This window comes from Paenibacillus sp. J22R98 (assembly GCF_059383835.1).
Genome location: NZ_JBXENW010000003.1, coordinates 96519 through 122598, shown reverse-complemented (window position 1 = coordinate 122598; position 26080 = coordinate 96519). Strand labels below are relative to the sequence as shown.

Annotated in this window: 25 protein-coding genes; 4 read left to right on the top strand and 21 right to left on the bottom strand. The window is 51.9% G+C overall.

Annotation, left to right across the window (positions count from 1 at the left end; translation table 11 throughout):
• Positions 1–16: 16 nt before the first annotated feature.
• The 18 genes from recO to AC50Y3_RS10405 all read right to left on the bottom strand — a co-directional run bounded on the left by recO (position 17) and on the right by AC50Y3_RS10405 (position 14970).
• Entirely contained in the window at positions 17–763 is a 747-nt protein-coding gene (recO, locus tag AC50Y3_RS10490) for a DNA repair protein RecO (protein WP_494818720.1), read from the bottom strand.
• A gap of 26 nt (positions 764–789) precedes the next feature.
• Positions 790–942, bottom strand: coding sequence for a YqzL family protein (locus tag AC50Y3_RS10485; protein WP_494818719.1), 153 nt, complete (start codon positions 940–942; stop codon positions 790–792).
• A 172-nt stretch (positions 943–1114) separates the two neighbouring features.
• Positions 1115–2041 (bottom strand): GTPase Era, encoded by a 927-nt coding sequence (era, locus tag AC50Y3_RS10480; RefSeq protein WP_494818718.1) that lies wholly within the window; start codon positions 2039–2041, stop codon positions 1115–1117.
• Positions 2042–2080: 39 nt separating this feature from the next.
• Positions 2081–2515: a cytidine deaminase gene (cdd, locus tag AC50Y3_RS10475; RefSeq protein ID WP_494818717.1), complete on the bottom strand. Its 435-nt coding sequence runs from the start codon at positions 2513–2515 to the stop codon at positions 2081–2083.
• A gap of 19 nt (positions 2516–2534) precedes the next feature.
• On the bottom strand, positions 2535–2885 hold the full coding sequence (locus AC50Y3_RS10470; protein ID WP_494818716.1) for a diacylglycerol kinase family protein: 351 nt from the start codon (positions 2883–2885) through the stop codon (positions 2535–2537).
• Positions 2885–3382 carry an rRNA maturation RNase YbeY gene (gene ybeY, locus AC50Y3_RS10465; protein ID WP_494818715.1) on the bottom strand — a complete coding sequence of 166 codons (498 nt, stop codon included), beginning with the start codon at positions 3380–3382 and terminating at the stop codon, positions 2885–2887. Before ybeY ends, AC50Y3_RS10470 begins: the two co-directional genes overlap by 1 nt.
• A complete protein-coding gene (locus AC50Y3_RS10460) occupies positions 3379–5634 on the bottom strand; it encodes an HD family phosphohydrolase (protein WP_494818714.1) in 2256 nt (751 codons plus the stop codon). The genes ybeY and AC50Y3_RS10460 overlap by 4 nt, the downstream gene beginning before the upstream one ends.
• 475 nt (positions 5635–6109) lie before the next feature.
• Positions 6110–7081 carry a PhoH family protein gene (locus AC50Y3_RS10455; RefSeq protein WP_494818713.1) on the bottom strand — a complete coding sequence of 324 codons (972 nt, stop codon included), beginning with the start codon at positions 7079–7081 and terminating at the stop codon, positions 6110–6112.
• A 6-nt stretch (positions 7082–7087) separates the two neighbouring features.
• A complete protein-coding gene (yqfD, locus tag AC50Y3_RS10450) occupies positions 7088–8281 on the bottom strand; it encodes a sporulation protein YqfD (protein ID WP_494818712.1) in 1194 nt (397 codons plus the stop codon).
• Positions 8282–8293: 12 nt separating this feature from the next.
• Complete coding sequence (yqfC, locus tag AC50Y3_RS10445; protein ID WP_090979929.1) at positions 8294–8572, bottom strand: sporulation protein YqfC; 279 nt, start codon at positions 8570–8572, stop codon at positions 8294–8296.
• Between the two features lie 162 nt (positions 8573–8734).
• A complete protein-coding gene (locus AC50Y3_RS10440; RefSeq protein ID WP_494818711.1) occupies positions 8735–9247 on the bottom strand; it encodes a hypothetical protein in 513 nt (170 codons plus the stop codon).
• A 50-nt stretch (positions 9248–9297) separates the two neighbouring features.
• A complete protein-coding gene (gene floA, locus AC50Y3_RS10435; protein ID WP_494818710.1) occupies positions 9298–10293 on the bottom strand; it encodes a flotillin-like protein FloA in 996 nt (331 codons plus the stop codon).
• Between the two features lie 18 nt (positions 10294–10311).
• On the bottom strand, positions 10312–11688 hold the full coding sequence (locus AC50Y3_RS10430) for an NfeD family protein (protein ID WP_494818709.1): 1377 nt from the start codon (positions 11686–11688) through the stop codon (positions 10312–10314).
• A 77-nt stretch (positions 11689–11765) separates the two neighbouring features.
• Complete coding sequence (locus tag AC50Y3_RS10425) at positions 11766–13112, bottom strand: MATE family efflux transporter (RefSeq protein WP_494818708.1); 1347 nt, start codon at positions 13110–13112, stop codon at positions 11766–11768.
• 141 nt (positions 13113–13253) lie between these two features.
• Positions 13254–13697 carry a GatB/YqeY domain-containing protein gene (locus AC50Y3_RS10420; RefSeq protein WP_494818707.1) on the bottom strand — a complete coding sequence of 148 codons (444 nt, stop codon included), beginning with the start codon at positions 13695–13697 and terminating at the stop codon, positions 13254–13256.
• A 15-nt stretch (positions 13698–13712) separates the two neighbouring features.
• Complete coding sequence (gene rpsU / locus AC50Y3_RS10415; protein WP_090573672.1) at positions 13713–13886, bottom strand: 30S ribosomal protein S21; 174 nt, start codon at positions 13884–13886, stop codon at positions 13713–13715.
• A 119-nt stretch (positions 13887–14005) separates the two neighbouring features.
• Positions 14006–14344, bottom strand: a complete 339-nt coding sequence (locus tag AC50Y3_RS10410; protein ID WP_494818706.1) for a histidine triad nucleotide-binding protein — start codon at positions 14342–14344, stop codon at positions 14006–14008.
• A gap of 152 nt (positions 14345–14496) precedes the next feature.
• Positions 14497–14970 carry a hypothetical protein gene (locus AC50Y3_RS10405; protein ID WP_494818705.1) on the bottom strand — a complete coding sequence of 158 codons (474 nt, stop codon included), beginning with the start codon at positions 14968–14970 and terminating at the stop codon, positions 14497–14499.
• Between the two features lie 269 nt (positions 14971–15239).
• Here AC50Y3_RS10405 and AC50Y3_RS10400 point away from each other — a divergent pair, with 269 nt between their 5' ends.
• From AC50Y3_RS10400 to AC50Y3_RS10385, 4 genes are all read left to right on the top strand, one after another.
• Positions 15240–16583 (top strand): FAD-dependent oxidoreductase, encoded by a 1344-nt coding sequence (locus AC50Y3_RS10400; RefSeq protein WP_494818704.1) that lies wholly within the window; start codon positions 15240–15242, stop codon positions 16581–16583.
• Positions 16584–16801: 218 nt separating this feature from the next.
• Complete coding sequence (locus AC50Y3_RS10395) at positions 16802–18220, top strand: spore germination protein (protein WP_494818703.1); 1419 nt, start codon at positions 16802–16804, stop codon at positions 18218–18220.
• Positions 18221–18226: 6 nt separating this feature from the next.
• On the top strand, positions 18227–19297 hold the full coding sequence (locus tag AC50Y3_RS10390; RefSeq protein WP_494818702.1) for a GerAB/ArcD/ProY family transporter: 1071 nt from the start codon (positions 18227–18229) through the stop codon (positions 19295–19297).
• Positions 19294–20421 carry a Ger(x)C family spore germination protein gene (locus AC50Y3_RS10385; protein ID WP_494818701.1) on the top strand — a complete coding sequence of 376 codons (1128 nt, stop codon included), beginning with the start codon at positions 19294–19296 and terminating at the stop codon, positions 20419–20421. The genes AC50Y3_RS10390 and AC50Y3_RS10385 overlap by 4 nt, the downstream gene beginning before the upstream one ends.
• Positions 20422–20596: 175 nt before the next feature.
• On the opposite strand, the gene AC50Y3_RS10380 is transcribed toward AC50Y3_RS10385, so the two are convergent.
• From AC50Y3_RS10380 to AC50Y3_RS10370, 3 genes are all read right to left on the bottom strand, one after another.
• On the bottom strand, positions 20597–21208 hold the full coding sequence (locus tag AC50Y3_RS10380) for a hypothetical protein (RefSeq protein ID WP_494818700.1): 612 nt from the start codon (positions 21206–21208) through the stop codon (positions 20597–20599).
• Between the two features lie 130 nt (positions 21209–21338).
• Positions 21339–24854: an AAA family ATPase gene (locus AC50Y3_RS10375; RefSeq protein ID WP_494818699.1), complete on the bottom strand. Its 3516-nt coding sequence runs from the start codon at positions 24852–24854 to the stop codon at positions 21339–21341.
• Positions 24851–26077 carry an exonuclease SbcCD subunit D gene (locus AC50Y3_RS10370; RefSeq protein WP_494818698.1) on the bottom strand — a complete coding sequence of 409 codons (1227 nt, stop codon included), beginning with the start codon at positions 26075–26077 and terminating at the stop codon, positions 24851–24853. Before AC50Y3_RS10370 ends, AC50Y3_RS10375 begins: the two co-directional genes overlap by 4 nt.
• Between the last annotated feature and the right edge of the window lie 3 nt (positions 26078–26080).

Sequence of the window (26080 nt, the reverse complement as noted above, 5' to 3'; positions counted from 1 at the left end):
GATTCCTCCTGCCTAATTACAACGAATAACGATCCATCTGATCCAGAAAAGAGCGAGACTTCAGCTGCAGTCCAATATGCGTATCCATTAATGAACGCATAATGTGCTTTAATTGCTGTTTGGTCTCGTCCTTCACTTGAATGTTGCCAAGCCTGCGCATATCGAGCTGCCAGAATAATCGCAGCAGTTTAAGCGCGCCATCGCTGAGTTCGATTGCTGTTCCGTCTTTATAGCGGCATCTGCCGCAGATAATGCCTCCGCCTCTTACGCTGAGCGCCATCGGGCCGCTCTCATTGCCGCACGAAATGCAAGCACTAAGGTCTGGGGCGTAACCGGCTGCCGCAAGTATTTTCATTTCGAAGAGCTGGATCGTAATAAGCAAATCCTTCCCTTCGCATATGGCGGTCAAGAAGGCCTTCAGCTGTTCAAACATGAACGACCCCAAGTCCTCTTCCTGCAGTGCTCGATCTACTAATTCCACCGCATAAGAAGAATAGGCGGTTTTATCCAGCTGTTCACGCAAAACATGGTGAGATTCAATAATCTCACCATGCGTTAACGTACCCAGGCCGCTATTTCGGAAGAATAGATATTCGCCATACGTAAATAATTGCGCGAGTGATCCATGCCTGCTCTTCAGTTTTTTGGCGCCACGCACGACAATTCCGATTTTGCCGTGCGTATTCGTCAGAAGCGTAATGATTTTGTTGCCTTCCCCATAATCCATGCTCCGGATGACAATGCCTTCGACTCGGTACTGCATATCGCTTCTCCCCCAACCTGCGCGTCCTAAACGGAGTTATCCGTTTCGGGCACTGGTTCTCCCTCTTCCTCGCTGCCGACAGCTTCCGCAGAAACTGCCTGCTCGTCCATCTCCCTGTAAAGCATGAAAGCTTCCACATCCCCGGTCAGCGTAAAATACTTCCACGAAAAGTCTCGCATTCGTATTCATCCTTTCCGCGCTCAGAAATGTTGCTCACGGATTAGGATGCGATGAAGATGATATCGCTATGCCAGACAAATATCGGACATTTTCCCGTAGAAAGGAAATTAACTCTCAATGCCGTTTCATACGCTGGGGATCGCATGACTATATTAGCCGCCGCAAGAGCTTCTAGTCGTTTCTAAAGCCGAGATCCTTAAGCACCCGCTCTTGATTCCGCCAATCCTTCTTCACCTTCACCCACAGCTCCAGAAAGACGCGGGAGCCGAGCAACGTTTCAATGTCACGGCGTGCTTCTTTGCCAACCTGCTTGAGCAGCGCACCTTGCTTGCCGATGACGATCCCCTTCTGGGAATCACGCTCGACATAGATAACAGCTCCGATGTTTACGACGCCGTTCTCTTGCACCTTCATATTCTCAATCGCTACGGCGATAGAATGCGGTACCTCTTCGCGCGTCAGATGAAGAATTTTCTCACGGATAAGCTCCGCACATACGAATTGCTCCGGGTGATCGGTAATTTGATCGGCCGGATAATATTGCGGTCCTTCCGGCAAATAGCTGCTGAGCACTCTTAGAAGCGTGTTCACATTGTTGCCTTGCAAGGCAGAGATCGGAATAATTTCCGCAAAATCATACAAGTCTTTGTATTGCACGATTAGGGGCAGCAGCGCCTCCGGCTCGATTTTGTCGATCTTGTTCATGATGAGGAATACCGGCGTCTTCACTTTCTTAAGCGCCTCGATGATGAAGCGGTCTCCCCCGCCAAGTCCCTCAGAAGCATCGATGAGGAATAGAGCTGCGTCTACCTCGCCAAGCGTACCTACGGCGGACTTCACCATGAAGTCACCTAGTTTAGAAGTCGGCTTGTGTATACCGGGTGTATCGAGGAATACAATTTGGGAATTGTCCTTCGTATATACCCCATGAATTTTGTTCCGCGTTGTTTGCGGCTTGTCTGACATAATGGCGATTTTCTGTCCGATGACCTCGTTAATTAAGGTCGATTTGCCGACGTTTGGTCTGCCAATAATGGCGACAAACCCGGAATGGTATTTCTCCTTGGATCCTTTAGATCCCGACGATGATGAATTCATAAGCTGTAACTTTATCCCCTTCCAGAACGTTGCGCGTTCCTACGCTTTCGTCAATGCATCCGATGAGAAGGCGCCCGGCAGCAGCTCCGCTACTGTCGATACACGCCATTCTCCCTTCATATTACTCATTATAACAGGCATGTCCGGCGGGCAAAGCTCGACCAGCACTTGTCTGCATACACCACAAGGCGTAATTGGAGAATCGGTATCTCCTACGACCGCAATCGCTTCGAACGAGCCTGCCTGATGCCCGTCTGCTATAGCCCGAAACAATGCTGTACGTTCCGCACAGTTCGTTGGACTATAAGCTGCATTCTCTACGTTACAGCCAAAATGCACGCCGCCTTCGGCATCCAGCAGTGCCGCTCCTACTTGAAAATTCGAATAGGGTACATAGGCTCGGCTCCGAGCTTCTACGGCTTGCTGCATTAACTGCCGCCAAACCGGCGATAATTCTCCGATTGATGATGTCATCGTTTTAAGCTCCTCTCCGCTAAGGCCAAAGATGTGGAATAAATACAAACAGGCCGATAATAACGGCCCCAATTGCAGTAACCAGCACACCACCGGCTGCTGTATCCTTGGCAGCTTTCGCAAGCGGATGCCGGCTTGGACTTGCCAGATCAACGACATGCTCAATTGCCGTATTCATCAGTTCGGCTGCCATCACGACAGCTTGGGCCGCAATGATGGCAACCCATTCTATTCGCGTCAGTCCAAGCAACAGTCCCGCCACATTAACGCCTATCGTGCAAACCACATGAATTTGCATATTCGCTTGGGTTCGAACTGCAGATATAATACCTGACCCCGCGTAATAGAAGCTGCGCAGCAGTCGTTTCATTAACGGGTCAGACCTGCAAGGCGGAGAACGGCTTCCTGTTTCTCGGTCATCACAGCTTCGCTCGCTTCGTCTTGGTGATCATAACCGATCAGGTGAAGGAAACCATGCACAAACAGAAATCCGAGCTCGCGCTCCAAGGAATGGCCATACTCTTCACTTTGTAGTTTAGCCCGTTCCGCCGAAATAATAATATCGCCAAGCATCCCTTCAAAAGGCACCGTCTCGCTCACATCTTCTACCTCGTAGATGATTTCAAGCTCCTCGTCTGTTTCCTCCTGCATCGCGAAGGATAATACGTCTGTAGGACGATCGATGTTGCGATATTCTTTGTTCAATTGATGGATTTCCTCATCATCCACGATCGAGAGGGTCACTTCTCCATCCGTCATCCCCTCTGCTTCGGCAGCGAATTGCAGCAGCTGCTCCAGCACGCCGATAAAGGACTCGGAAATTTCGACTTTTTCTTGATCATTGCTCCATTCTAACTTCAAGCTCATGCCAGACGCTCCTTTTGTTTTACATCTTCCGGATATTCGATGCGCGAGTGGAAAATCCCGATAACCGTTTCTTTCAACGTCTGTGCGATCTTCTCCAGCTCTTTGAGCGTCAGATCACATTCATTGAACTGATCATCGTCCAGCCGGCCTTTAATGATCTTGTGAATCATCGATTCTACCTGCTCCACCGTCGGGCTTCGCAAGCTGCGTACCGCCGCTTCCACACAATCCGCTATACCGACGATTGCCGCTTCCTTCGACTGCGCTTTAGGTCCCGGATACCTGAAATCTTCCTCTGTAAAATCAGGCTCCATGCCCGCTTCCTCCGCCAATTTATAAGCCTTGTGATAAAAGTATTTCAGACAAGTCGTACCATGGTGCTGCTCGGCAATGTCGCGGATCGGCTTCGGCAGCTTATGGTTGCGAAGCATCTCCACACCGTCGCGCGCATGGGCGATGATGATCGATTTACTTAATTTAGGCTCAATGGAATCATGCGGATTTTCATAGTTTGTCTGATTTTCGATAAAATAACTAGGTCGCTTCGTCTTCCCTATATCATGATAGAAGGACCCCACTCTGCATAAGAGACCGTTCGCGCCAATCGACTCTGCAGCCGCTTCTGATAAATTCCCAACCATCACGCTATGGTGGTACGTACCCGGTGTTTCCGTGAGCAGCTTGCGAAGCAGCGGATGGTTCGGATTGGACAGCTCTACAAGCTTCAGGGCAGACAGAATACCGAATGTCACTTCGAAGAACGGCATTAATCCCACTACCAGTATCGCCGTCAACAGCCCGCTCGCAAACGCAAAAGCGACCGTCATGATGATCTCTGATTTGGGAGGAAGCTCGCCTAACAATAGAATGGCCAGAACAGAAGCCGAGCCGAACAAGCTGACCATTATACCGGCTTTCAGAATCGTCGAACGCTGACTGGCACGATGTATCGCGAAGATCGCGGCGAACGAAACGACAGCCGTCGTAAAGCCATAATTAAAGTCGAATAGCTGCCCAGACTCCATATTGAAAATAACGCTGCCCACAATCGCAAATAAAAATGAACTCACAACTGCCAGCTGAATGTCCAGCAGCAATACAATTAACATCGCACCCATTGCGGAAGGCGCTAGGTAGCCGACATACGGCATCTCCTGCGTTTGTGTTAATTCCACAATGTGCATGGCGAGAATATTGAGCAAAAAAATCAAGAGCAGCATCGACAGCTGGGCGTTGCTGTAACGCACATTAGACGATCCGCTGCTTAAGCCCGCCGCTCTCTCCAGATAACTGTAGATTACGATAAGAAACAGGACGGAGAGCAACAGCAATCCGAGCTGCGGCCAATAGGACTTCTTGGTTTGCAGCACACCAATGGAGGAAAGCCGGTCATAGAGATCCTTTGAAATGACCTCGCCTTTATGAACGATAATATCTCCTTGCTTCACCACAACGGGCGTCGTATTCTCTTTCGCTGCTACTTTGGCGTCGTTGGTTGCCTGCGTATCGAGAAACTTATTCGGCATGATCGCGTATCGGGCAAGCTCCTGCACGATTTCCCTTGTTTTACGTTCGGTAAGCGTGCTCGCATTGACGAGCTCCGCTACTTTCGTTCTTGCCGTTTCCGCTTCGCGAAGCGAATCACCCATCAGCTTACGGACGATATTCACACCAACCAAATGCATGTCGCTAAGCTGGATCGCCGAAAGCGAAGGCAGCTTATAATAGGTCTCCTCCGGAATGCGATAAGCCTGCGATTTCACTACTTCTGCCATTTCATTAAGCAATGTATCGTTATAGGTGCCATTACCTTTGTTATTCTGAACAAATTGATCGACGTATTCCGTGTACAGCTGCGGAATTTCGTTGCGATAAATGGACACCTTGTTTTCCAACGTGACTTGGTCATCCTGATTCAACTGCTCCATGCGGGCAAAAATCTGCTCCAGCAGCGCTTCGCTGCGGAGAGCTACGATCGAGTAAATCGGCTCCACCCGTTCGGCAGCAAGCTCCTGCGCCTGAAGCGTCGCCTTCTCATCCTTAATATCCACCGGCGCTTCAATGTCGCGGTCACTGGCTTTACCTAACTCGATGTTATACGTTTTGGGGAGCACGTGTGGGGCAAGAGAGAAATAAAATAGCAAAACAAACAGAAGCAGCAATACCCAGCGAACAGCCGAGCTGTGCTTCCATCCACTCCATCCGGAGGACGATGATTTAGACTCATCCGGGTTGGCTTGTTGGTTTACCATGGTTGATATCCTCCTAGAAACTACACATCCCCCTGGATCTCCTTCGTAAGGAGAAATCCAGGGACTATGTCCCTGGAACCCTTACAGCCAGAGCTCCCCATGGACACTGTCCCTGGACCCTATATGTACCTTGTATTAAAAAATAAACTTTATTACAACTGCCGATACATCCCCCTAAATCCCCCTTACCTAAGGGGGACCCCAGAGACGCCGTCCCTGGACCCGGAATGTACCGCGCCTGCCGCCTGGGCCGTCTTCGACCATACTTCGACGTTGGCTCGTTTTCGTCCGCTGAAGCGGACACACTTTTCTTGCGGCGTCCCTCCCCGGCTTGATGCCCCGGGTGTGCAACGCTACTTCTTTCGTGCGATTAGCATCACTGTTGTGCTGGGAATCGCTTTGTGACCTACGGTCACAAGGCTTACTGCTAAATAACACCAAGAACAAACAACTGCGAGAACCCGGTCAAAAACCTTTAGTTCTGTGCCTCGGCGTCGATGTTATAGGCGGTTATGATTTTTTGGACGAGGCTGTGACGGACAACGTCCTGTTCTGTAAATAAGATAAAGCCGATCTCCGGAATGTTCGCTAAGATGCGCTGTGCCTCGATGAGTCCTGAGCGCTTGCCGCGCGGCAGGTCGATTTGGGTGACGTCTCCGGTAATGACCATTTTGGAGCCAAACCCGAGCCTCGTCAGAAACATTTTCATCTGCTCCGGTGTCGTGTTCTGTGCTTCGTCCAAAATAATAAATGAATCCTCAAGTGTCCGTCCGCGCATATAAGCGAGCGGCGCCACTTCGATAAGACCCCGTTCAAATGCCTTGGTCGTCTGGTCCGGACCAAGCACATCATGAAGGGCATCATAGAGCGGCCGCAAATACGGATCAACCTTCTCTTGCAAATCGCCCGGCAGGAATCCGAGATTCTCGCCCGCTTCAACAGCCGGACGGGTCAGCACGATCCGTTTGACCGAGCCTTCCTTCAATGCCGCTACGGCAAGCACGACTGCCAAATACGTTTTCCCCGTACCGGCCGGACCGATACCGAATACGATATCCATCTTCTTGATCGTTTTGACGTAATGGCGTTGGCCAATCGTTTTTACCCGAATCGGTTTGCCGCGAAACGTTGTCGTAATTTCCGCTTTGAAGAGGTCTAGCAATTGTTCGGCCTGCATCGTCTTGGAAAGATCCAGGGCGTAAGCGATGTCGCGCTCTGTCGGCGAGTATCCGCCTCTTATCAGCTGCTGCAAAACGGTATAAAGCTGTTCAATAGAATCCACCTCGGACGTTGGCCCTGAAATGGAAATCTCCGCATCGCGAGACATAATGTCCGCTGATGTCTGCTGCTGGACTAATCGCAGAAATTTATCCTGCGGGCCTAGCAGAGCAAGTCCTTCCGCTGCGTTTGCAAGTGGAATTTTGGCTACTTTGAATTCATTTTGCAAAAATACTCAATCCCCTTGCATCTGAACTAACGGTCTCTCTATCGCAATCGACTGATCCACCTCAAAAAGCACTTTCATATAAACTTTACCATTCTCCGTCTTTTCATGCAAAATGTTTTCGGCCAGCACCTCTGCATCAGGCCCTACCTTCGCTATTAAATCCGCTCTGGCCTGCTGAATGCCCTCCGCTTTAGCCTCTTCTACGCCAACGGTTTGGTGTTCCATTCGCACTTCCATAATCGTTTCTTTGATCCTTCCAAATGGAAGACTCATCGTCCGCCAAGCCGCCTTCTCTTCCTGCTTGATGCTCTCGTACATGGCATAAGGGGGTTTGCCGAACCCGCTCACCTTAAGCGCTCTGCCTGCCACGACACCATACCAGATGACCTTCTTCTCGCCTGTATAGACCTTCATCGTACGCTCAAGCGGAGAAACGATATCGTACTCATGCCATACGACTCCCTTCACAACGCCTTTCGCGACTACAGCGGCGGTATTATTCTCATCCCCAAGCAAACCGGAGATAAGAATATCTCCTTGCTTCACCCTCATATTACGCTTCACGACCGGCTTCCCGGTCTCTGCCAATATTTTGGTGACAACAGCATCCGTTGAAGCGACGAGATGCCGCGGATTCTGAGGGATCTTCGGCGTTGCCACCGAAGTCTCGACCACTTGTATCGTTATGCGTGTCCCCCGCTTCTCCACGCCAACCCAGGCCGCTCCAGGCAGCTGCTGCGCGAGACGCTTGGACAACACAGAGGCATCAGCAAGCCGGAACGACCACTGAAACGGGTACAGCCCCTCCTGCTTGGCCACCTGAAGAATTTGCTCCTCCGACAAACGGTTATTCCCCTTCACGTCAATGGACCAGACGAGCGAGGAGAGCAGGTACATGCCGACGAAGAAAAGGACGAGCCCCGCCGCAAAAAAAACGCGTCTCCGCACACGCAGCAGCCAGAATGGCAATCCTTGCCTCGACGTGACGTGAATGCGACAGCCTGTCTCTTTCAGAATCGGACGAAGCCGGAAGAAATCATTGACCTGAAGATAACAAACGAGCTCGCGATCGTTTGTATGGCGAATGGACCACAGTTGCAGCCCTTTCGCCAGAGCAGCATTCACAAGCTTTTCTATAGCCCCGCCGCGTACACGAATCGATACAAATCCGCGGAGCCACTGCATCCATGTCGCATTCATTACAATTGCCCCCTATTCTCGCACTTCGATATGTTTAATAACCCCTTCTATAAACACTTCCTCTGTCCAAATCGTACGGATGACCAGCTCGCTGCCCGTCACTTCCAATTCTCCTTTACTGAGCGCCAGCCGCAGCTTGTCGCTGGAGAAATGCAGTACGCCGCGGTGATTCTCGATGTATAATTGGCGATCGCCGATCATCGTTAATCGTGGCAAATCCATTACGACATCCGGCGGCAGATCCAGTAGATCCGCTGCCATCTTACGCAGTTTGCGATTTAATCGGCGCATGCAGGCAGAAGCCCCCTTCCCGTACTGTACCAAATTATGCGAGAGCGGCCCCAAATATGAGGAATATGGCCGCGTGCACGCCAATCAAACACAAAAAAACCGACCCAATCGGGTCGGTTCTACTTGATTCTGCTTCATGCAGCTTGTTTGCTAACCATTTCGTTATTTGCGCAGCGGCCGCTTCGAACGCGGTGCGCCCAGTACTTCCGCCATAATAAATGCACGACGCAGCTCATCGCCTTGCGGAACGCGGAAGCTATCCGCCTGCTTTGGCTGCTGCCCTGCTTGAGCGGCTCTGGGAAGTGTTGCCCTGTCATTTCCGCGAACCGGCTGCACGGTACGTTGCAGCATCTCAGGATCCGCATACTCAGAGCTGACGCCTTCTTCGCCGGCTGTATCGAACTGCGACTTATATACAACTTGTCGCGGCTCCTGGGACGGCTCTGCGGGCCGTTGTTGGACAGGCCGCCGTTGCGGCTGTACCGGGCGCGAATCCATCGGAGACGCAGCCGGCCGTCTTAAGGGAGGCTCTCCCCCGAACGGCGGCATCCGATTGCTTGGCGTGTTCGGATTACCCGGCTTGTTCCTCATTTTGTTTATGAGCGTAAGCAGAAAACCTACGAGCACGATGACGACGTAAATGTTGGAAACCAACAGCTTGATCAGCTCATTCAAACGCTCACCCCCTTCAGATTATCGTTGTCATCTCAAGAATGGGTCTGCGATTAACGTTCTTCTTTTTCCGGCGCTGACGCGTCTGTTTTTCCGATCGAATTGCGCATGCTGGTATCGGCTTCAATATTCTTGAAATTCATGTAATCAAGCACGCCGATCTTGCCTTGCTTCAGCGCTTCAGCCATCGCAAGCGGAACTTGCGACTCGGATTCCACAACGAGCGCACGCATCTCAACAACGCGCGCTTTCATTTCCTGCTCATGCGCAACAGCCATCGCTCTGCGCTCCTCGGCTTTCGCTTGCGCAATCCGTTTGTCCGCTTCCGCTTGTTCGGTTTGCAAATGCGCGCCGATATTCTTACCTACATCAACATCCGCGATATCGATCGACAAGATTTCGAAGGCCGTTCCGGCATCAAGACCTTTGCCAAGTACCGTACGCGAAATCAAATCCGGATTCTCCAGAACATCCTTATGCGAATTAGAGGAACCGACGGTTGTTACAATCCCTTCACCGACACGCGCAATGATCGTTTCTTCGCCGGCACCGCCGACCAGACGTTCAATGTTCGCACGAACCGTTACTCGCGCTTTTACCTTCACTTCGATCCCGTTCTTCGCTACGGCCGCAACCGTAGGCGTCTCGATAACACGCGGGTTAACGCTCATCTGAACAGCTTGCAGGACATCGCGTCCTGCGAGGTCAATTGCCGCCGCACGTTCAAACTCAAGATCGATGTTCGCGCGTTGCGCGGCAATCAAGGAGTTGACGACACGGTCAACGTTACCGCCCGCCAGGAAATGGCTCTCCAGTTGATTAATCGTAAGCCCAAGACCGGCTTTCGTCGCTTTAATTAGCGGATTGACGATCCGGCTAGGAACAACGCGGCGCAGGCGCATCGCAACGAGCGTAATGATTCCGACTCGCACACCTGAAGCAAGTGCAGAAATCCATAGCATAATTGGGAAGAAGGTTAGAAATACGGATAATGCGATGACCGCTAGCACTACAATAATTACAATCGTTACAGTTGGATCGACTGTCATGTAAACCCCTCCAATTAATTAGTTCTTCTCATCAAGCTGGGCGACAACGACACGTGCGCCTTCGACTTTAATAACCGTAACATCGGCACCGGATGGAATGAATTCCCCTGATGTGACAACGTCTATCCGGCTATCGCCAATGCGAATGGTTCCTGCAGGCCGCAGAGGCGTCAGCGTCTTGCCATTCATCCCCAGATACGATACTTTGCTTGCCGTTGAGATATACCCTTCAGCCGTCGTCAGCTGATCACGCAGAATGAATTTATTCCATATCCCGCGATGTGCAAACCGTTTGGCGATGATGAATACGATAACGCCCGCAACAACGACAGCCACGATGAGTGATAAACCGGCCGACTTCGGATTCGGCGCAGCCATGAGCACACTGGCAATTAACGATATAGAACCAAGTATACCCAGTATCCCGAAGCTCGGTACGAACAGTTCCGAGACAAGCAGCAAGATCCCGATAATAAACAGGATCACATCCTCAAGTCCCGCAAAGCCAACAATATAGTGGCCGAAGAAATACAGTCCGAAGCCGATGACGCCAATGATGCCCGGAGCCCCGAATCCCGGTATCATCAGCTCGATCGCAACGCCTGCTATGCCGATAATCAGAAGCAGCGTCATAACGATTGGCAGGGTTAAGAATTGTCCGACCCGCTCTAGTGCACTAACCTCGTAATTCACAATGTTCGGTTGCGGCAGATTCAATTTCGCGAGTGCGTCATCCACCGTTGCCGCCGTAAACTCCGCATAGCCTACTTTCAGCGCATCCCCGGCAGATAACGTGAGAATATCGCCTTTGGCTTTCGTGCGCCCGAGAGCGCTCAATTCAAGCTCCAGATTCGAGTTCACCATCGCTGCTGCAATATTAGGATCGCGATCGTTCAGCAGCGCTGCCGCTTTCATCTCTTCCGTCCAGAAAGAAAGCGTCTTCGGATTCGTGACCAGCTCACCGGATTCATCCACAACGGCTGCCGCTCCGATTGTACTGCCGGGCTGCATAATAATCTCGTCTGCGTTTAGGGCAATGTATGTCCCGGCTGAAACGGCTTTCCCCTGCACATATACCGTTGTCGGCACTTTACTCGTTCTAATTAGTTCTCCGATCTCCAGAGCGCTGTCCAGCCGCCCTCCAAGCGTATTGAGAACAATCAGCATTCGTTTAGCCTTTGCATCCTCGGCTTCTTGATAAGCCCGCTCCAGCGTCTTCTGCAAGCCGGATTCAACGGTCTGCTTCACTTTCACGACGTAAATGGTTGAGCCTACTGATGCGCTGTCTGAGCCGCCATTTGCGGCAAAGGCCGGAATAGCCATCGCCATCACATAAAGCAGCGCCATCAGAGCAGGAAGCACCAATTTCAATCTCCACCTATGGGCAAGCTGCACGCCAGTCCCTCCTTGTACATTAACAAGCTTATAACCTAAGTTAATGTTACGTACATGACACCAATTCGTTTCAGTTATTAATGGCTGGCTTCTTTCAGACGGACTGCGGTCCAATCGGTTCGATAGAACCTCACCATCACAGCTATGCCGAATACCATGAGGAATGCATAGAGCGCGAGCCAAGCCCCCATACTGCCCCAATGAAAGACGAAGATGAACACATAGGCAAGCGGAACGAAAATAAACCAGCTTACGACGAAGGATACACGAAGCAGGAATGTGGTATCTCCAATTCCTCGCAGACCGCCCGCATAGAAGTTCAGGAGCCCGTCAAAGATCTGCAGGAATGCAGAAATCTGAATCAGATGTGCAGCGAGCTTATAGACCTCGGGATCATTCGTATAGAGATGCGTAATTTGCTTAGAGAAAACAAATTCAACTGTGCCGAGCAAAATAAGAAAGATCGAGCCTAATATCGCAGTATCGGTACCGACTCGGCGTCCCTTGAGCGGTGTGCCTTTGCCGACATGCTGACCGACGAGAATAGTCGCGGTCGAGCCGAACGCAAATGCAGGCATGAATCCGAAGGACATGATGCTTAACGCCACTTCGTTGGCGGCCAGCGCATGATCGCCAAGCCTTGCCACGAAAGCGGTAAAGATGTACATCGAGATGCTCAGCGAAAATTCTTGAATGCCGAGTTTTCCACTCTCGATCATCAGAAGCTTCATTTCCATCCACTGGATGGCGAAGGCAATACGACTGCGGGTGTGATATTTCTTGTGAAGCACGATGAAGAAGATAAAGACACAAATAAGCGTTTGCAAACCTTCACCGATTAATATGGCAATTCCGGCTCCCGTTAATCCGAGATCAGGCATACCCCAATGGCCGAAGGTCAAGGTGTACGTAAGCAAAATAATCGGTACATTGACAAGAAGCGAAACGACCATGGACAATTTGGTTGCGCCTATGCCGCGCAGAAAACCATGGAACGCGAAGTTGACGATACCAAAGGACATCGCGTAAAACCGCAGCTCCAGATAGAAATCACCGGTTTCAACCAGCTCTTTCGAGCCGCCCGTCCAGCGTAAAATATCATCTGCGCCAATCCAACCGACTACTGCAATCAGCAAGGCAAAAATGAGACACATGTACATGGCGATATACGTTCGCTGAATGCCCTTTTTCATATCACCTGCGCCGTGATTCTGTGCGACTAAATAATTGACGGTGTGCCCGATACCGGAGAACAATGCGAAAGCGTTATACATGATGATGTTGGATACGCCTACAATAGCAATGATAAGAGCTCCGAGCTGTCCGACCAAAATCAAGTTAATGGTACCGGTCATCGTCATACTTGCAAATGAGACAAGCGATGGAATGGCTAACATTAGAATTTCTTTCCAATTACGCAACATGCTGCTGTATGCCTCGTTTCTATAGGTTAGCCTAATTTTGGGCTAGTTTGGGCAAATGGTCAATAGGTCTTGATTGGAGTAAGCCCAGATAAAACGAAAAAACACTCCCCTTACGGGGAGTGTTTGGCTGTCAGCCTATGTTTATTGCAGAAATTGCTGCACAAATGTGTTTACTAGTTTACCATCAGCCCGCCCTTTTGTTTTAGGCAAAAGTGCGCTCATGACTTTCCCCATCTCGGCTTTAGAAGAAGCACCGGTTTCCTGGATGGTCTGCTGAACAATCAACTTGATCTCTTCTTCGGTCAGCTGCTGAGGCAGGTATACACTAATAATTTCAATTTCTGCTGCGACATCTTTCGTGAGATCGTCGCGGCCGGCTTTCTGAAATTCTTGGAGGGAATCTTTACGTTGTTTGATCTCACGACTTAAGATATCAAGCACTTCTGCGTCGTCGAGCGGACGTTTCAAGTCGATCTCCAAATTCTTGATAGAAGCTCGTATCATTCGAATTGTGGTGAGCTTGAATTTTTCCTGACTCTTCATCGCTTGCTTCATATCGTCGTTTAATCGTTCGCTAAGGTTCATTGTGGAAGGATCCTCCTAAAACTTTCTCTTACGCGCAGCCTCGGACTTCAACTTACGCTTGACACTAGGCTTCTCATAATGCTTGCGTTTCTTCACCTCGGCCAATACGCCATCCTTTGCGATGGTACGTTTGAAGCGGCGGAGTGCAGCATCGATCGTCTCGTTTTTGCGAACTTTTGTTTCAGACACCAGTTTTCCCTCCCTCCGAATCAGACCGTCCAGTAAAAGTTAACACGGTTCATCAAACTAAATTATATGTTATAAGGAAAGGCAGTGTCAACTTGAAAGACTATGCTATTTTTATACACTTAACCCAGAGGCTTTAATTTCTCTCCGCCGAGCAGGTGAAGATGCAGGTGAAACACGATTTGTCCGCTGTCGCTGTTACAGTTATTGACAACTCTATAGCCGGATTCAGCAACGCCCAGCTCCTTCGCAAGCTGACGCGCAACCGTGAATAATTCAGCCATTACTGCGTCATCCTCATCTGTAACGTCATTCATCGTCGGGATATGTTTCTTCGGAATAATCAGTGTATGTACCGGTGCTTGCGGCTGAATGTCGTGGAAAGCAAGTACGCGTTCATTCTCGAACACTTTCTTTGAAGGAATGCTTCCTTCTATAATCTTGCAAAATATACAGTCCATGACTCTGCTCCTTTTTCACGAGTTTACAATTCTTCGTCCATCATAGCGAAAAATAAAGGGCAAGTCCAATCCGGAATCATGCCTCCTGCACGTGCAAAAAGCCAGCGCCCCGTGGAACGCCGGCTCTAACAAAACCAAGAAAATAATCACGCTTACCAATAAAACGGAAGCAGCGATAAGCCGAGCAGTCCGCCAAGCGGGAACACTTGCCGAACGAACCGGCGACGCGGGAAGAACGGGGGTGGGAAAAACCCGCCTCCACCAGGGAAAAATGCACGGTCCATATGGGGGCCGCAGTATGGCACGGCAATACAGACGCATTCGTCATCGATATGCTCAACAATCCCATCGCAGCACCAGCCGTCACGTGTTTGCACGAGCACGTAACGGTGCATATGGTCTTGGCACATTTTTTTCATTTCATGCTTCTCCATAGGCATGTTGTCGTGCTTCGCCGGCATCACAGCAGTTGACTGCTTGTGTATCGGCTGGTTAGGCATAGGCTGATTGGGCATCGACTTGTTAGGCATCGACTTATTAGGCATAGATTTGTTGGACAATGATTTGTTTGACATCGGCTGGTTTGGCGTTTTCCCTACCGGCGACGTTGAAACCTTCTTTTCCATGCGGATCATGACCTCCTTCATTCTCCTACCATGATATTCGCCCGTAGGCAAATGGCGCCTGCAAGCGCTAAAAATGGGCTTTTGTCCCTTGGAAAACCGATGCCGATTCGGCAAGTCTATCAGTCAGAAATGAGATAGATTGGCTTCGAACAAGCGGCGTATAATGTGAAAGGACATAAGTTGCCAAGGGATGGATTGGACGAGCTGCTCGTCACGCTGCAGACCTGCACGCAAAAACCCGGCTGCTTGTCACTAGGAGGAGATCGGAAATGAATGTTGCCATTATCGGAGGCGGACTTGCGGGATTAACCGCTGCCGCATACTTGTCAGAGCAGCCCGGCGTCAGTGGTGTTTTATTCGAGCGGAGCCCTCAGCTTGGCGGACGTGCTTTCACGTATGAGAAGGCAGGCTTCACGCTAAACTACGGGGCACACGCTATTTATGGCTTGGACCGGCATACGCTCTCGGTTATGGAGCGCGAGCTGCACTTGGATTTCAGCAGCAAACAAGTGGACAAACGCAAAGTCATGTATGAGAAAGGTGAGCATCTGACCCCTGCTCCGCTGGATTTTGTGAATTTAGTAAAAACCGATATATTGACCCCCATGCAGAAGGTCCGTTTCGTCGGTGAAATAACAGCCATAATGGCGAATATTCACCAAGTTAAGCATTACGCGACGCTAGGCGATTACTTAGCGGAATCAGGTGCGGCAGAAGATGTGAAGGAACTGTGGGAGCATCTGGTGTGCAGCAACTTCTTCATTACGCCGGAGGATGCCCGCCGCGTACCGGGTGCAGTCATCAGCGATTATTATCATAATTTGTTTCTATCACACCGACCTGTGAACTATGTGCTGGGCAGCTGGGCGGTCATTACGAATCAGCTGCGCGACAAAATCCATGCATCCGAGCGCTGGTCGATCGCGCTTCAGGAGGGTGTTGACGGCATCCGTTATGAGCAGGGCAAGTATGTGCTGAATACAAAAGCACGAGAAGAAACCTTCGATCGCATCATATTCGCGATGCCGATTCAGCAAGTCGTTAAGCTGCTGCGCGGGACGCCTTGGGAGCCATTCCTGGCCCCTTACGAGCAAAATACGGCAACCGAAGTCATGGTCTATGACATTGGATTGAATCACGTTGTTGCAAGGCCTTTCAGCTATATTAGCGATATGAACCATAAGCTGTTTATTTCGGATGTATCGGCCACTGACCACACTCTCGTGCCGGAAGGCGGACAGCTGCTGCAGGGCATCGCTTACTTAAGCGATGAGAGCAGCAGCGACGAAGACCGCAAAGCCTACTTGGAAGAGCGTACACAGCAAATGGAGTCTTTATTTGATCGCCATTATCCCAATTGGCGGGATGCCGTTGCCGTGAAACGGGTATCGAAGAAAGCAATGGTTCAGAGTGTGAAAAACATTGCGGGCAACCGGCTTGTGCCAAATCGAATTGAAAGCATGCCGTTCTACTTCTGCGGTGATGGCTGTGAAGGGAAAGGCGAGCTAGCCGAGCGGGCTTTCTCAAGCGGACGACGCGTGGCGGAGCGGCTTGTAGAGGAGTTATCGCAAGAGCAGGCAACAAAACTAAGAAGACATGCTGTGGAGCTGTAGAACGGCGCACAGACGCTGCTAGGACGCCATTAATAGATTTATCTTCCCCCGACAATATAAGGAGCTGAGAAACGGTTATTCCGTTCTCGGCTTTTTTGTTATGGCGGCAGGCTTATTCGGTTCGGCTTCAGTGGGCAGCTCTACTATTTTTGGATGAAAACACCATTATTGGTGCATACTCAAATGGATTAATCGAGCTATGTGGAGGAATTGTGGCGATGGCTAATCTTCATGCTTTGCCGACTTCCGCTGATCTGGAGTCGAATATCCGCGGCTTAACCGATGTTTTCAAGGCACCCGGCGATATTTACAGCAGAGAATTTCGGCTGAAGGACATCAAAGGCTGCATCCTTTACCATATTGCTTACACAGACCGGGAGCGTCTGCAAAACAGCGTACTTAAACCCATCCAACGAGCGACTGAGCATCGCCTTGAAGACGTGCTCCCTATCTTAGATTTGAAGCGAGTAAACGACTTTCACTCCGCTGCCGAGGGGATGGAGCAGGGAAAATGTGCGATTTTGCTAGATCAAAGCACGGAGATCATGCTGGCAGATGTCAGCATCCAGTTGACCGACCATGCTGCCGAACCGCAAAACGAACAAACGATCCGCGGCTCTCACGAAGGATTTGTCGATGATTTAGTGATCAACGCTCAGCTCATCCGAAAGCGGTTAACGGCGGCAGAGCTTGTGGAACGAAATTATGTGCTCGGTGCGAAGAGCTCGCTGAATGTATCACTCCTTTATCTGCAAGAAATGGCTGATCCCAACGTGGTAGAGCAAATCTCAGCCAAAATCTCCGGGATCTCCGTTGATTTCGTAAAGTCTGCCGGCCAGATTACGGAATTGCTCGAGAGCAGCGCATTCTCCTTTTTCCCTCAAACGCTATTCTCTGAACGCCCCGATACAACGGTGTCTCACTTGATGGAGGGCAGAGTCGTGCTGTTAATTGACGGCAATGCGATGGCGGTAATCCTTCCGGTTACCTTCTTTATGTTTTTTCAAGTACCGGACGATTACGTGTCGAGATGGTGGAACGGGACTTTCTTCCGATTCCTTCGCTACATTAGCATGCTGCTGACCGTCGCGCTTCCATCGATCTATATTGCAATCGTATCCAACCACTTCGAAGTGCTGCCGATTGATCTCGTGTTTTCACTCAAGGCTTCGCTTGAAAATATTCCGTTCGATCCGTTAATCGAAGCGTTATTCATGATCATCGTGCTGGAACTGCTCCGGGAAGCAGCACTCCGTCTGCCGAAATCAATCGCCTCTACACTGTCGATCGTTGGCGGTTTGGTTATCGGAACGGAAGTGGTTAACGCGAATCTGGTATCCACGACGATGATCGTCGTCATAGCTCTAACGGCGGTAGCCTCTTTCAGTCTACCTTCCCAAGAAATGAGGCTCGCCCTTCGGCTTGTCAGCATTCCGGTTATGTTTGCTTCCGCGATGCTCGGATTTGTAGGAATCGCGCTTAGCTTCAGCTTGCTGTTCATGCATCTCACGAAACTCGAATCATATGGCGTCCCTTATTTCTATCCGTTTGCACCATTAGAGCCCCGGCGTCTGCTGCCCGCGCTAATTCAACTGCCTATGCGGATGTTTGGCAATAAGACGTCCAAGCAGGAGTGAACCAGCATGTCACGCTTTCAATTGTTCGGATTTATTTTGCAAACGCAAGTCGGGATCGGTGTACTGGCTTTCCCCTATGCGCTGCATCTTGCGGCCGGTCGAGACGGTTGGATCTCTGTACTTCTGGCAGGTGTCATCATTCAGCTTCTCCTGCTTGGTTATATAGCACTATGCTCCCGATTCCCACAGAAAAGTTTATTTGAATTCGCGCCGCTGTTGCTTGGAAAGTGGTTTGGGAACCTGGTGACTATCGTCTATATCGCCTATTTTACGATGACTTCCACTTTGATCCTTCTTCTGGAAATGGTGTTCGTTGAATTATGGATTCTGCCTTTCTCCAATCCTTGGCTTGTAATCATTGCAAATGGCGTCATCCTCCTCTACTTCGCCAAGGAAAGCGCTCCTATTATCGCGCGTTACCATACATTAATCTCTTTTATCCTCATCCTCATGCTGGCCTTGCTGTTCTTCGGTCAAGATAACTTTGATTACCGTTATTTGCTGCCAATCGGTGATAGCGGCTGGAATGGCATATTGCTCGGGATGAAGAGCTCCGTGATCTCTTTTCTCGGCTTTGAGCTTCTGTTTGTCATCAATTCGGACGTCAAAAAGAATGGGAAAAGCTTGGTCGCTCCGATGTTATGGGCAAACGGGTCAGCTGCATTCTTCTATCTCATCGTTGTGCTCACCTGCTCCTTCAACTTCAGCCCTGAAGCGCTTGGACGCGTGCCGCAGCCGGTTCCTTACTACATGAATGGAATCTCACTGCCTTTCGTAGAGCGGCTCGATTTGTTGTTTCTGTCCTTGTGGCTGGTCAAAGTAACGGCGACATTAACGAGCTATGTGTATGCGACTGGGAGAGGGCTTGGTTACCTGTTTCATCGTAATAAACACAAAATGGCCATCTATTATATGACTCCGCTCATCTGTATGACGGGATTGTTCTGGAGATCGGATACCGGGATCGAGCATTTAACGAAAATGGTTGAGTACGGAGCCTATTTCGTACTCGGATTCCCGGTTGTCCTGCTGCTAATTGCGTGGATGACGGGTAAAAAGGAAGGTCAGGCTGCATGAAGCGAACCGTTCTGCTCTTGACGTGTCTGCTCTCCGTACTGACGGTTTCGGGGTGCAGCTACCACAATGAATTAAAGAACTTACAGCTTATCTATGCTACATCCCTGGATTTGAACGATAAAAATGAGATTGTGACGACCGTGACCATTCAATCTCCGGGGGGAAAGGAGCGATCTGCTCCGACACATGAGGTTATTTCGGCCTCAGGCGCTACGATGGAGGAATCCTTATATAAGAAAATCGGCGTGCAATTGGCAGGCCCTGTTGCCACCTCCAAGAATCAAGTAATGCTGATCAGCGATAAGCTGGCACGCCAAGACTTGGCCTCGCTGCTCGATGCCACATTCCGAAGCTCCGCAGATCCGATGCTATCTATGGTTGCGATCGTGCAAGGCAAAGCCAGCGACTTAATTCGACTGGAACGATTCGGGTCGGCGACGGCAGGCGAATATCTGAGAAAGCTCATCATCAGCGCGCGTTATGAAACAGCGATTCCAAACGTGACCCTGCATTCCGTCTTTCCCATCTTCTTCGATCCGGGCCGGGATTCGGTCCTGCCCATCATGAAGAAGGTCGGAAGCCGCGCTGAAATCGATGGTGTCGCACTGATGAATAATCGCAAATATACCGGGTATCACCTGAATACCAACCAATCCATGATGCTGTTATTGCTAAGCGGTAAGCTCGAAGGTATCTGCGTAATGACCCGAAACTTCGAAGATGGAGAGAAGAACGCGCCTGGCGATATAAAGGAGTACATCTCCATCGATATCGTGAAGTTAAAACGCTCCAAGCATGTCTCGATTAATGCCGAAGGAAACGTAACCGTTAAGCTGCAGCTGTCGCTCAAAGCTTCCGTTATTGAATACGGGAAGGACAATCTAGCCGATAAAAAGGTCATCGCAGACTTAAACAAACGCCTCTCTGGCCTGCTAACTGCTGAAACCGAGCAGGTTACGAAAGTGCTTCGGCGCTCGAATTCCGATGCACTTGGCATCGGCCGAGACTTGATCGCCTTCCATCCTGCCTATTGGAAATCGATCGACTGGGAGACTGTTTATCCGAAAACCGATTTTCAGACGAAGGTTGATGTTGAGATTATTTCGAAGGGCATTAAGAATTGAAGCAAGGCTGTGGAGTTAGGGATGGGTATGAATTGAGAGTTATATAAGAGATTGTGTATAAGAAATGAGAAAAAGGCTGATCTCCAGTGCAATATCGCACTTGGAGAACAGCCTTTCTTGCATTAGAGCTTGCTGTCCGAATCCCGGATGGGGATTGACGCGGCTCCTACTCCATCTACTTGCCAAACATAACATTCGCCGGCTTGTTCATAAATTCCACCAGCTTCTTCCCCGAATTGACCCACGCTTCATCGACAAGTATTGTCAGCGAGGTCGTTTCGGATATCGTATCATGCTTGAAGGTTGCCATCTCTGCCGCGCAGGCTTGATTGACGGCTAATAGCGATTTTAAGTAGATTCGTTCCTCATTCGTCAACGGACCCGTGTGATTGCCTAGCGTCTGCAGCGATTTCTCCGATTGCTCCAAGAACGTGGCTGCATTGCGTTTCGGTGCCGGGAATTCAGCGCCGCTCACGGTCTCCGCCTCTTTAATAAAAGTCGTGATGGCAGAGCTCTTATGGTACGCTGCAATCAGCAAGCTCTTGGCTGCCAACCGGGTAGGAATATCCTGATGCTTCAGTAAATCCTCAAGTCCAGCTGTCACTTGATCAAAGTAAAGCTTGGCATCATTGCCGGACTGCAGGATCGACGTACCGCGGCTGATGCGTTCATCCTTGTCATGTTGAATCGAACGGCTGTATAGAAACACGTTGCCGATTAAACTGAATGTAAGCAAAATAAGGACGACTGGCGTAAAAATCGGTCGTTTTGGCTTGTGCTCCTCCACGGTGTTACCTCCAAAAGGTTAGTTCGATTAGGATTGGCGCCTACGCTTGGTTTGGCCGTAAGGGCCCTTCACTAAGTTAGCGTTTTCCGCTCGCGAATGCAACCGGAATGGAGCAACGTTAACAGTTCCGTCACATCGTTTCGAGTTCGACCCGGCTGCCTCGCCCCGATGGTTCGGAAGGCTTAACGATAAGCCGTCTCGGCAAGCGTGCCCGCAGCTCCGGTACATGACTGATTACGCCCACGGACAGCGTATCGTTATGCAGCTTCTCCAGCGCGGTAATAACCGTATCCAGCAGCTCCGGATCCAGCGTCCCGAAGCCCTCGTCCAAGAAGAAAAATTGCAGCGGATATTTGCCGCGGAGCTGAATTTGACCTGACAAGGCAAGTGCCAACGCCAGCGATGCCAAGAAGGTTTCACCGCCGGAGAGCGTCGAAACCGGACGGCGAATACCGCCGTTGGCATCATCTCGAATGACAAAGCCGCCGCTGGAATCGACTTCAAGCGCATAGCGGCGCTTCGTTAAGAAGCTAAGCCGCTCTGAAGCAGCTCGGCATACTTGTACCAGCTGTTCTTCGGCGACATACTCTACGAATGCATTCCCCCGGAACACGGTTTGCAGCGACTTCAGTCTGCCGCAAAGCTGCTCCATCCCCAGACGTTTCGCTTCCAGGCCGTTCCACCGTTCCTGTTTCGCTTTCAGCTCGTCCATATCCCGTTCGGCTTTGGCTGCCGCTTGCAGCATGCTCTCATTCATCGCGCGGCCTTGCTCTAGCAGCGCAACCGCTTCTAGCCATTCTTCATCGGTTTGACTGCGTCCCTGCAGTTGATCCCGAAGCAGTTCCACTTGCGCCGCTAACTGCTGCTGCGCTTCATGATATTTGGCGATATCTTCTTTAATCCGGGATTGATGGACAAGCATTGGCTGCAAAGCAATGACTTCCTCGCTGCTCTCAAACGGGGACGCCGCTAAGGCTTCCTGCCAAGCCGCGCTTGTTTCCTTATGTCGATTGTCAGCTGCGAATTCCGCCTCTTCAGCAGCACTCCGCTGCTGCGCCGCTTCCGACAAAGCTTGCTGTGCGGTTTCGTGGCGATCGGTGAGCGACTTCAGATTCGCTCGCAGCCTAGACAATTCTTGTTCTGCTTCCGTAATTAAACCTGCTGCTAGGACTCCGTTAGTAATGCTATGCAATTGGCCGCGTTTCTCGCCTAACTGCTGCTGCTGGCCGGCAAGCGTTGCCGACAGAGTCGCGAATTCAAGCTGAGCCGCTTGTGACTGATTCGCACTTTCTTGCTGCGTCCGCGTCGTATCCTCGATGTAACTGACGCTCCGCTCAAGGCGGCTTCGCAATTCAAGTGCAGCTGTTTCACGACGCTCCAGCTCTTGAAGAAGCTCATCCCCTTGCGACGGCTGCAAGGCGGCTCCGAATTGCTCCAACCACAAAGCTTGTTCCTGCTTCAGTTCCTTCGCGCATTGCTCGTATTGAGCCTCTGCGCGATCCGAAAGTGCCGCTTGCGTCCGATAGTCGTTGGAGAACTGTTCACTTATTCGAGTGGCATCTGTGAACCGGACTCGGCTGCCGGCAAAACCTTTCTCCGCACTAGCAAGCCAGTTTTCGTGCATGGCTATCATTTCAGCGATGGCCTTAAAGGCTCCTTGATGTGCTGCCAGCGCTTCGTCAGAAGCTATATCATCCGATGTAAGCCTTTCGGTGAACTCGGCTGCAGCGGCAGCCTCCGGCATTGCTTTATCTGACAACTTCGTCGAGCTGAAATCAGAATCAATAGAGTTAGAGTCACTAGATCCCGAGTCAAACGAAGGCGAAACATTTGAAAGCGAATCGATCGTATCGGTTAGCCGATCCATTGCAGTACTGGCTTTAGTATGCAAGGGTGATAGGCGCAGTTGCAGCTGCGGGGCTTGCTGAATCACCAGCTCCCAAGCAGCAAGCACCGTATCGCCAGCGGAACCTTGATCCTCGTCGGCAATCCCATGATTACCGGGGTGTACACATGATCCGCATACGGGACACGGCTCGCCTTGCGTCAAGCCTTCCGCCAGCTGCGAAGCCAGCTGTAACCGCTGCTGTTCGCGCTGCTCCCGGCGGACGCGTTCCACCCACTGCGGCAGCGACCGGCTCCATTCACTCAGCTCATGGGTCAAGCCTGTCAACGATGCATATACCGGCTTCAATTGCCGGAGCTGTCCGTGAAGATCGCTCGCCGCTTGACGCTGCTCGGCTTGCGCCGTTTCCATCCGAACCTTCGCTTGGTTGTGCAGCTCAACCGCAGCGTTCCGTTCTGATTGCGCAGCCGAAGCTTGCGCATTCAAGTGATTATGCTGCTGCAGCCTCTTGCTCAGCGCATTGCGCTTGTCCCGGTCCGCGGCGGTAAGCTCCACCGCCTTCAGTTCCTGGCGCAGCTCGCCCTGCTTGGCCGCAGCCTTGCCGAGCATCTCCTGCGCCTTGGCAGCCTGCTCGCCGTAGGTGCGGCTGCGCTCTTCCGCTTCGCGGGCGCGCAGCTCGCCGTCCGCGACGCTCCGCGCAAGCGCGGCGGCTTCGCTCTCGAGCCGCTGCGCCTGCGCGAGCTGCTCGAGCCGCTGCGCCAGGCGCGGCTCGCCCGCCGCGGCCTCGGCGGCCGCCGCCGAGCGCGCGGCGGCTGCGGCCGTGGCCGCTTCAAGCCGGGCGGCGTGCGCCAGCCCGGCGGCCTCGCGGCGCGAGGCGGCTGCGCGCAGCGCCGCCTCGGCCGCGGCGGCTGCGCCGAGCGCGGGCGCGAGCCGCTCCGCGGCGGCGAGGCGCGCAAGCTCGCGCTCGAGCTCCGCGACGCGCGGCGCTTCCGCGAGCAGCTGCGCTTGCAGCGCCTCTTTCTCGCGCAGCGCGCTCAGGCGCTCGCGCACATGCAGGCGCTCCGCGTGCAGCCGCTCCGCTTCGGCAAGCGCGGCGCGCGCTGCCGCGGCTGCGGCAGCCGCTTCGCGGTAACGGGCCTCCGCGGCAGCCACCGCTTCGGCAGAAGCGTCGCCGAGGCCAAGCTGCTCGGCCGCCGCCTCATTGAGCGCGGCTTCCGCCGCTTTCATGCGCTGGCTAAGCTTCAGCGCTAAGCCGTCGCCGAACCGCTCCAAACGGAACAGACGCTGCAGCATGGAGCGTCGGTCCTTGCCGGTCAGCGACAGAAACTCCGCGAACTTCCCTTGCGGGAGAACAACCGCGCGCGTGAAGTCCTGCATATGAAGACCAATCTGCGCTTCCACGCAGCGCGTCACATCTACGAGTTTATCCGCGAGAACGACATCGCCCGCTTCGGTAATCTCCACGAAACGGCTGATCGTATTGCTGACGGACACGTCGCCGCCGCGCTTAAATTGCCGTTCAACGCGGAAACGCTTCTTCTCTCCGGCACCGGAGAGCTCGAACGTGAACGACACCGCGAGCGTTTTCTCCGCTTGATTCATAATGCCCTGCGTCCCGTTCGCAGCCCGTTCAACTTTGCCGTAGAGAGCTAACGTAATCGCGTCAAGAATACTGGATTTCCCGCTCCCGGTCGGACCGAAGATACCGAATACGCCGGCTTCGGTTAGCCGTTCAAAATCGACATCCTGCGGTTCCCGGTAGCTCTGTAATCCGCTTAATCGAAGGGATATCGGCTTCATACGCGCTCACCTCCCGACACCGGTTCGTCGTCAGTTACGCTATTGTCGCCGCTTTGCAAATCTTCCTCTTCGGCAATAAGCTCCAAAAACAACTGAACCGTCTGATCATCAGGCTCTCCGCCTCCGGTCTGCTTGGCAAAAAAACGTCTGAACAGTTCTTCGGCAGGTAACTGCTCACGCGAACGTTCACCTGACTCCAGCGCTTCGGCAGATTCCGGATAGATCGGACGGATATGGATCAGTCCGTCATGCAGCTTGCGCAGCTGCTGGATATGCTGAAGCGTCATCGCTTCCGTCATCCACACGTCCAGATCAATCCATGCACGCGCATCGCGTCCTTCTTCGAGCCAGCTGTATACTTCGGCCAGACCGCCCTTAGCGTTCCAACTCACGAGCGGCTTGCCTGAGCTAAGCAGAATCTCCTGCGGCACAACTACCTTACCCGGCTCCGCATCAAATACCGTAACCGACTTCGCTTGGCCTGCTTCTGAGAAACTATAGGCAAGCGGCGAACCGCTGTAACGCATCGTCTCATCCCCGGCTACCCGCTGTGGACGATGCAAATGACCAAGCGCCACATATTGCGCACCGATTCGGAGCGCGGAAGGATCCACCGTATAAGCGCCTCCGATTTGAATCGGACGCTCGGAATCGGTCTCCAAACCGCCAAGCACATAAATATGACTCATCGCCAAATTCACCGTGTCACTGCGAAAAGCACCACCAAGCTGCGTCATAAGCCGCCCCACTCGCTCCGAATAGGCCGTGCGCAGAAGCGCCTCATCGGTCGCTTCACTTAGCAGCTCGCGCAGCCTGGATTCCGACGGATAAGGCAAGGCTGCAATAACTGCTTGCTCTCCCGTGCGGGCAACATTGACTATAATCGGTTGGTCTGTCGGCATCCCTACCAGCCGAATGCCGCTTCGTGCTGCCAGCGGAGCAGATGCAGACACCCGCTCCGGATGATCGTGATTGCCCGCGATAACCGCTACGGTCCGCTTGCCGCCATCGGCTAATCGGGCAACCGCTTCATAGAAAAGCTGCTCCGCCGCTGCCGGCGGGTTGACGGAATCGTAGACATCGCCTGCGAGCAGCACCAAATCGATCTCTTCGTCTTTAACGAGAGAAGCCAGCTCGTCTACGAAAGCCGCTTGTTCCTCTAATCGGCTGCGACCCTCGAGCGACCGCCCGAAGTGCCAGTCTGCCGTATGCAGTATGCGCATCGC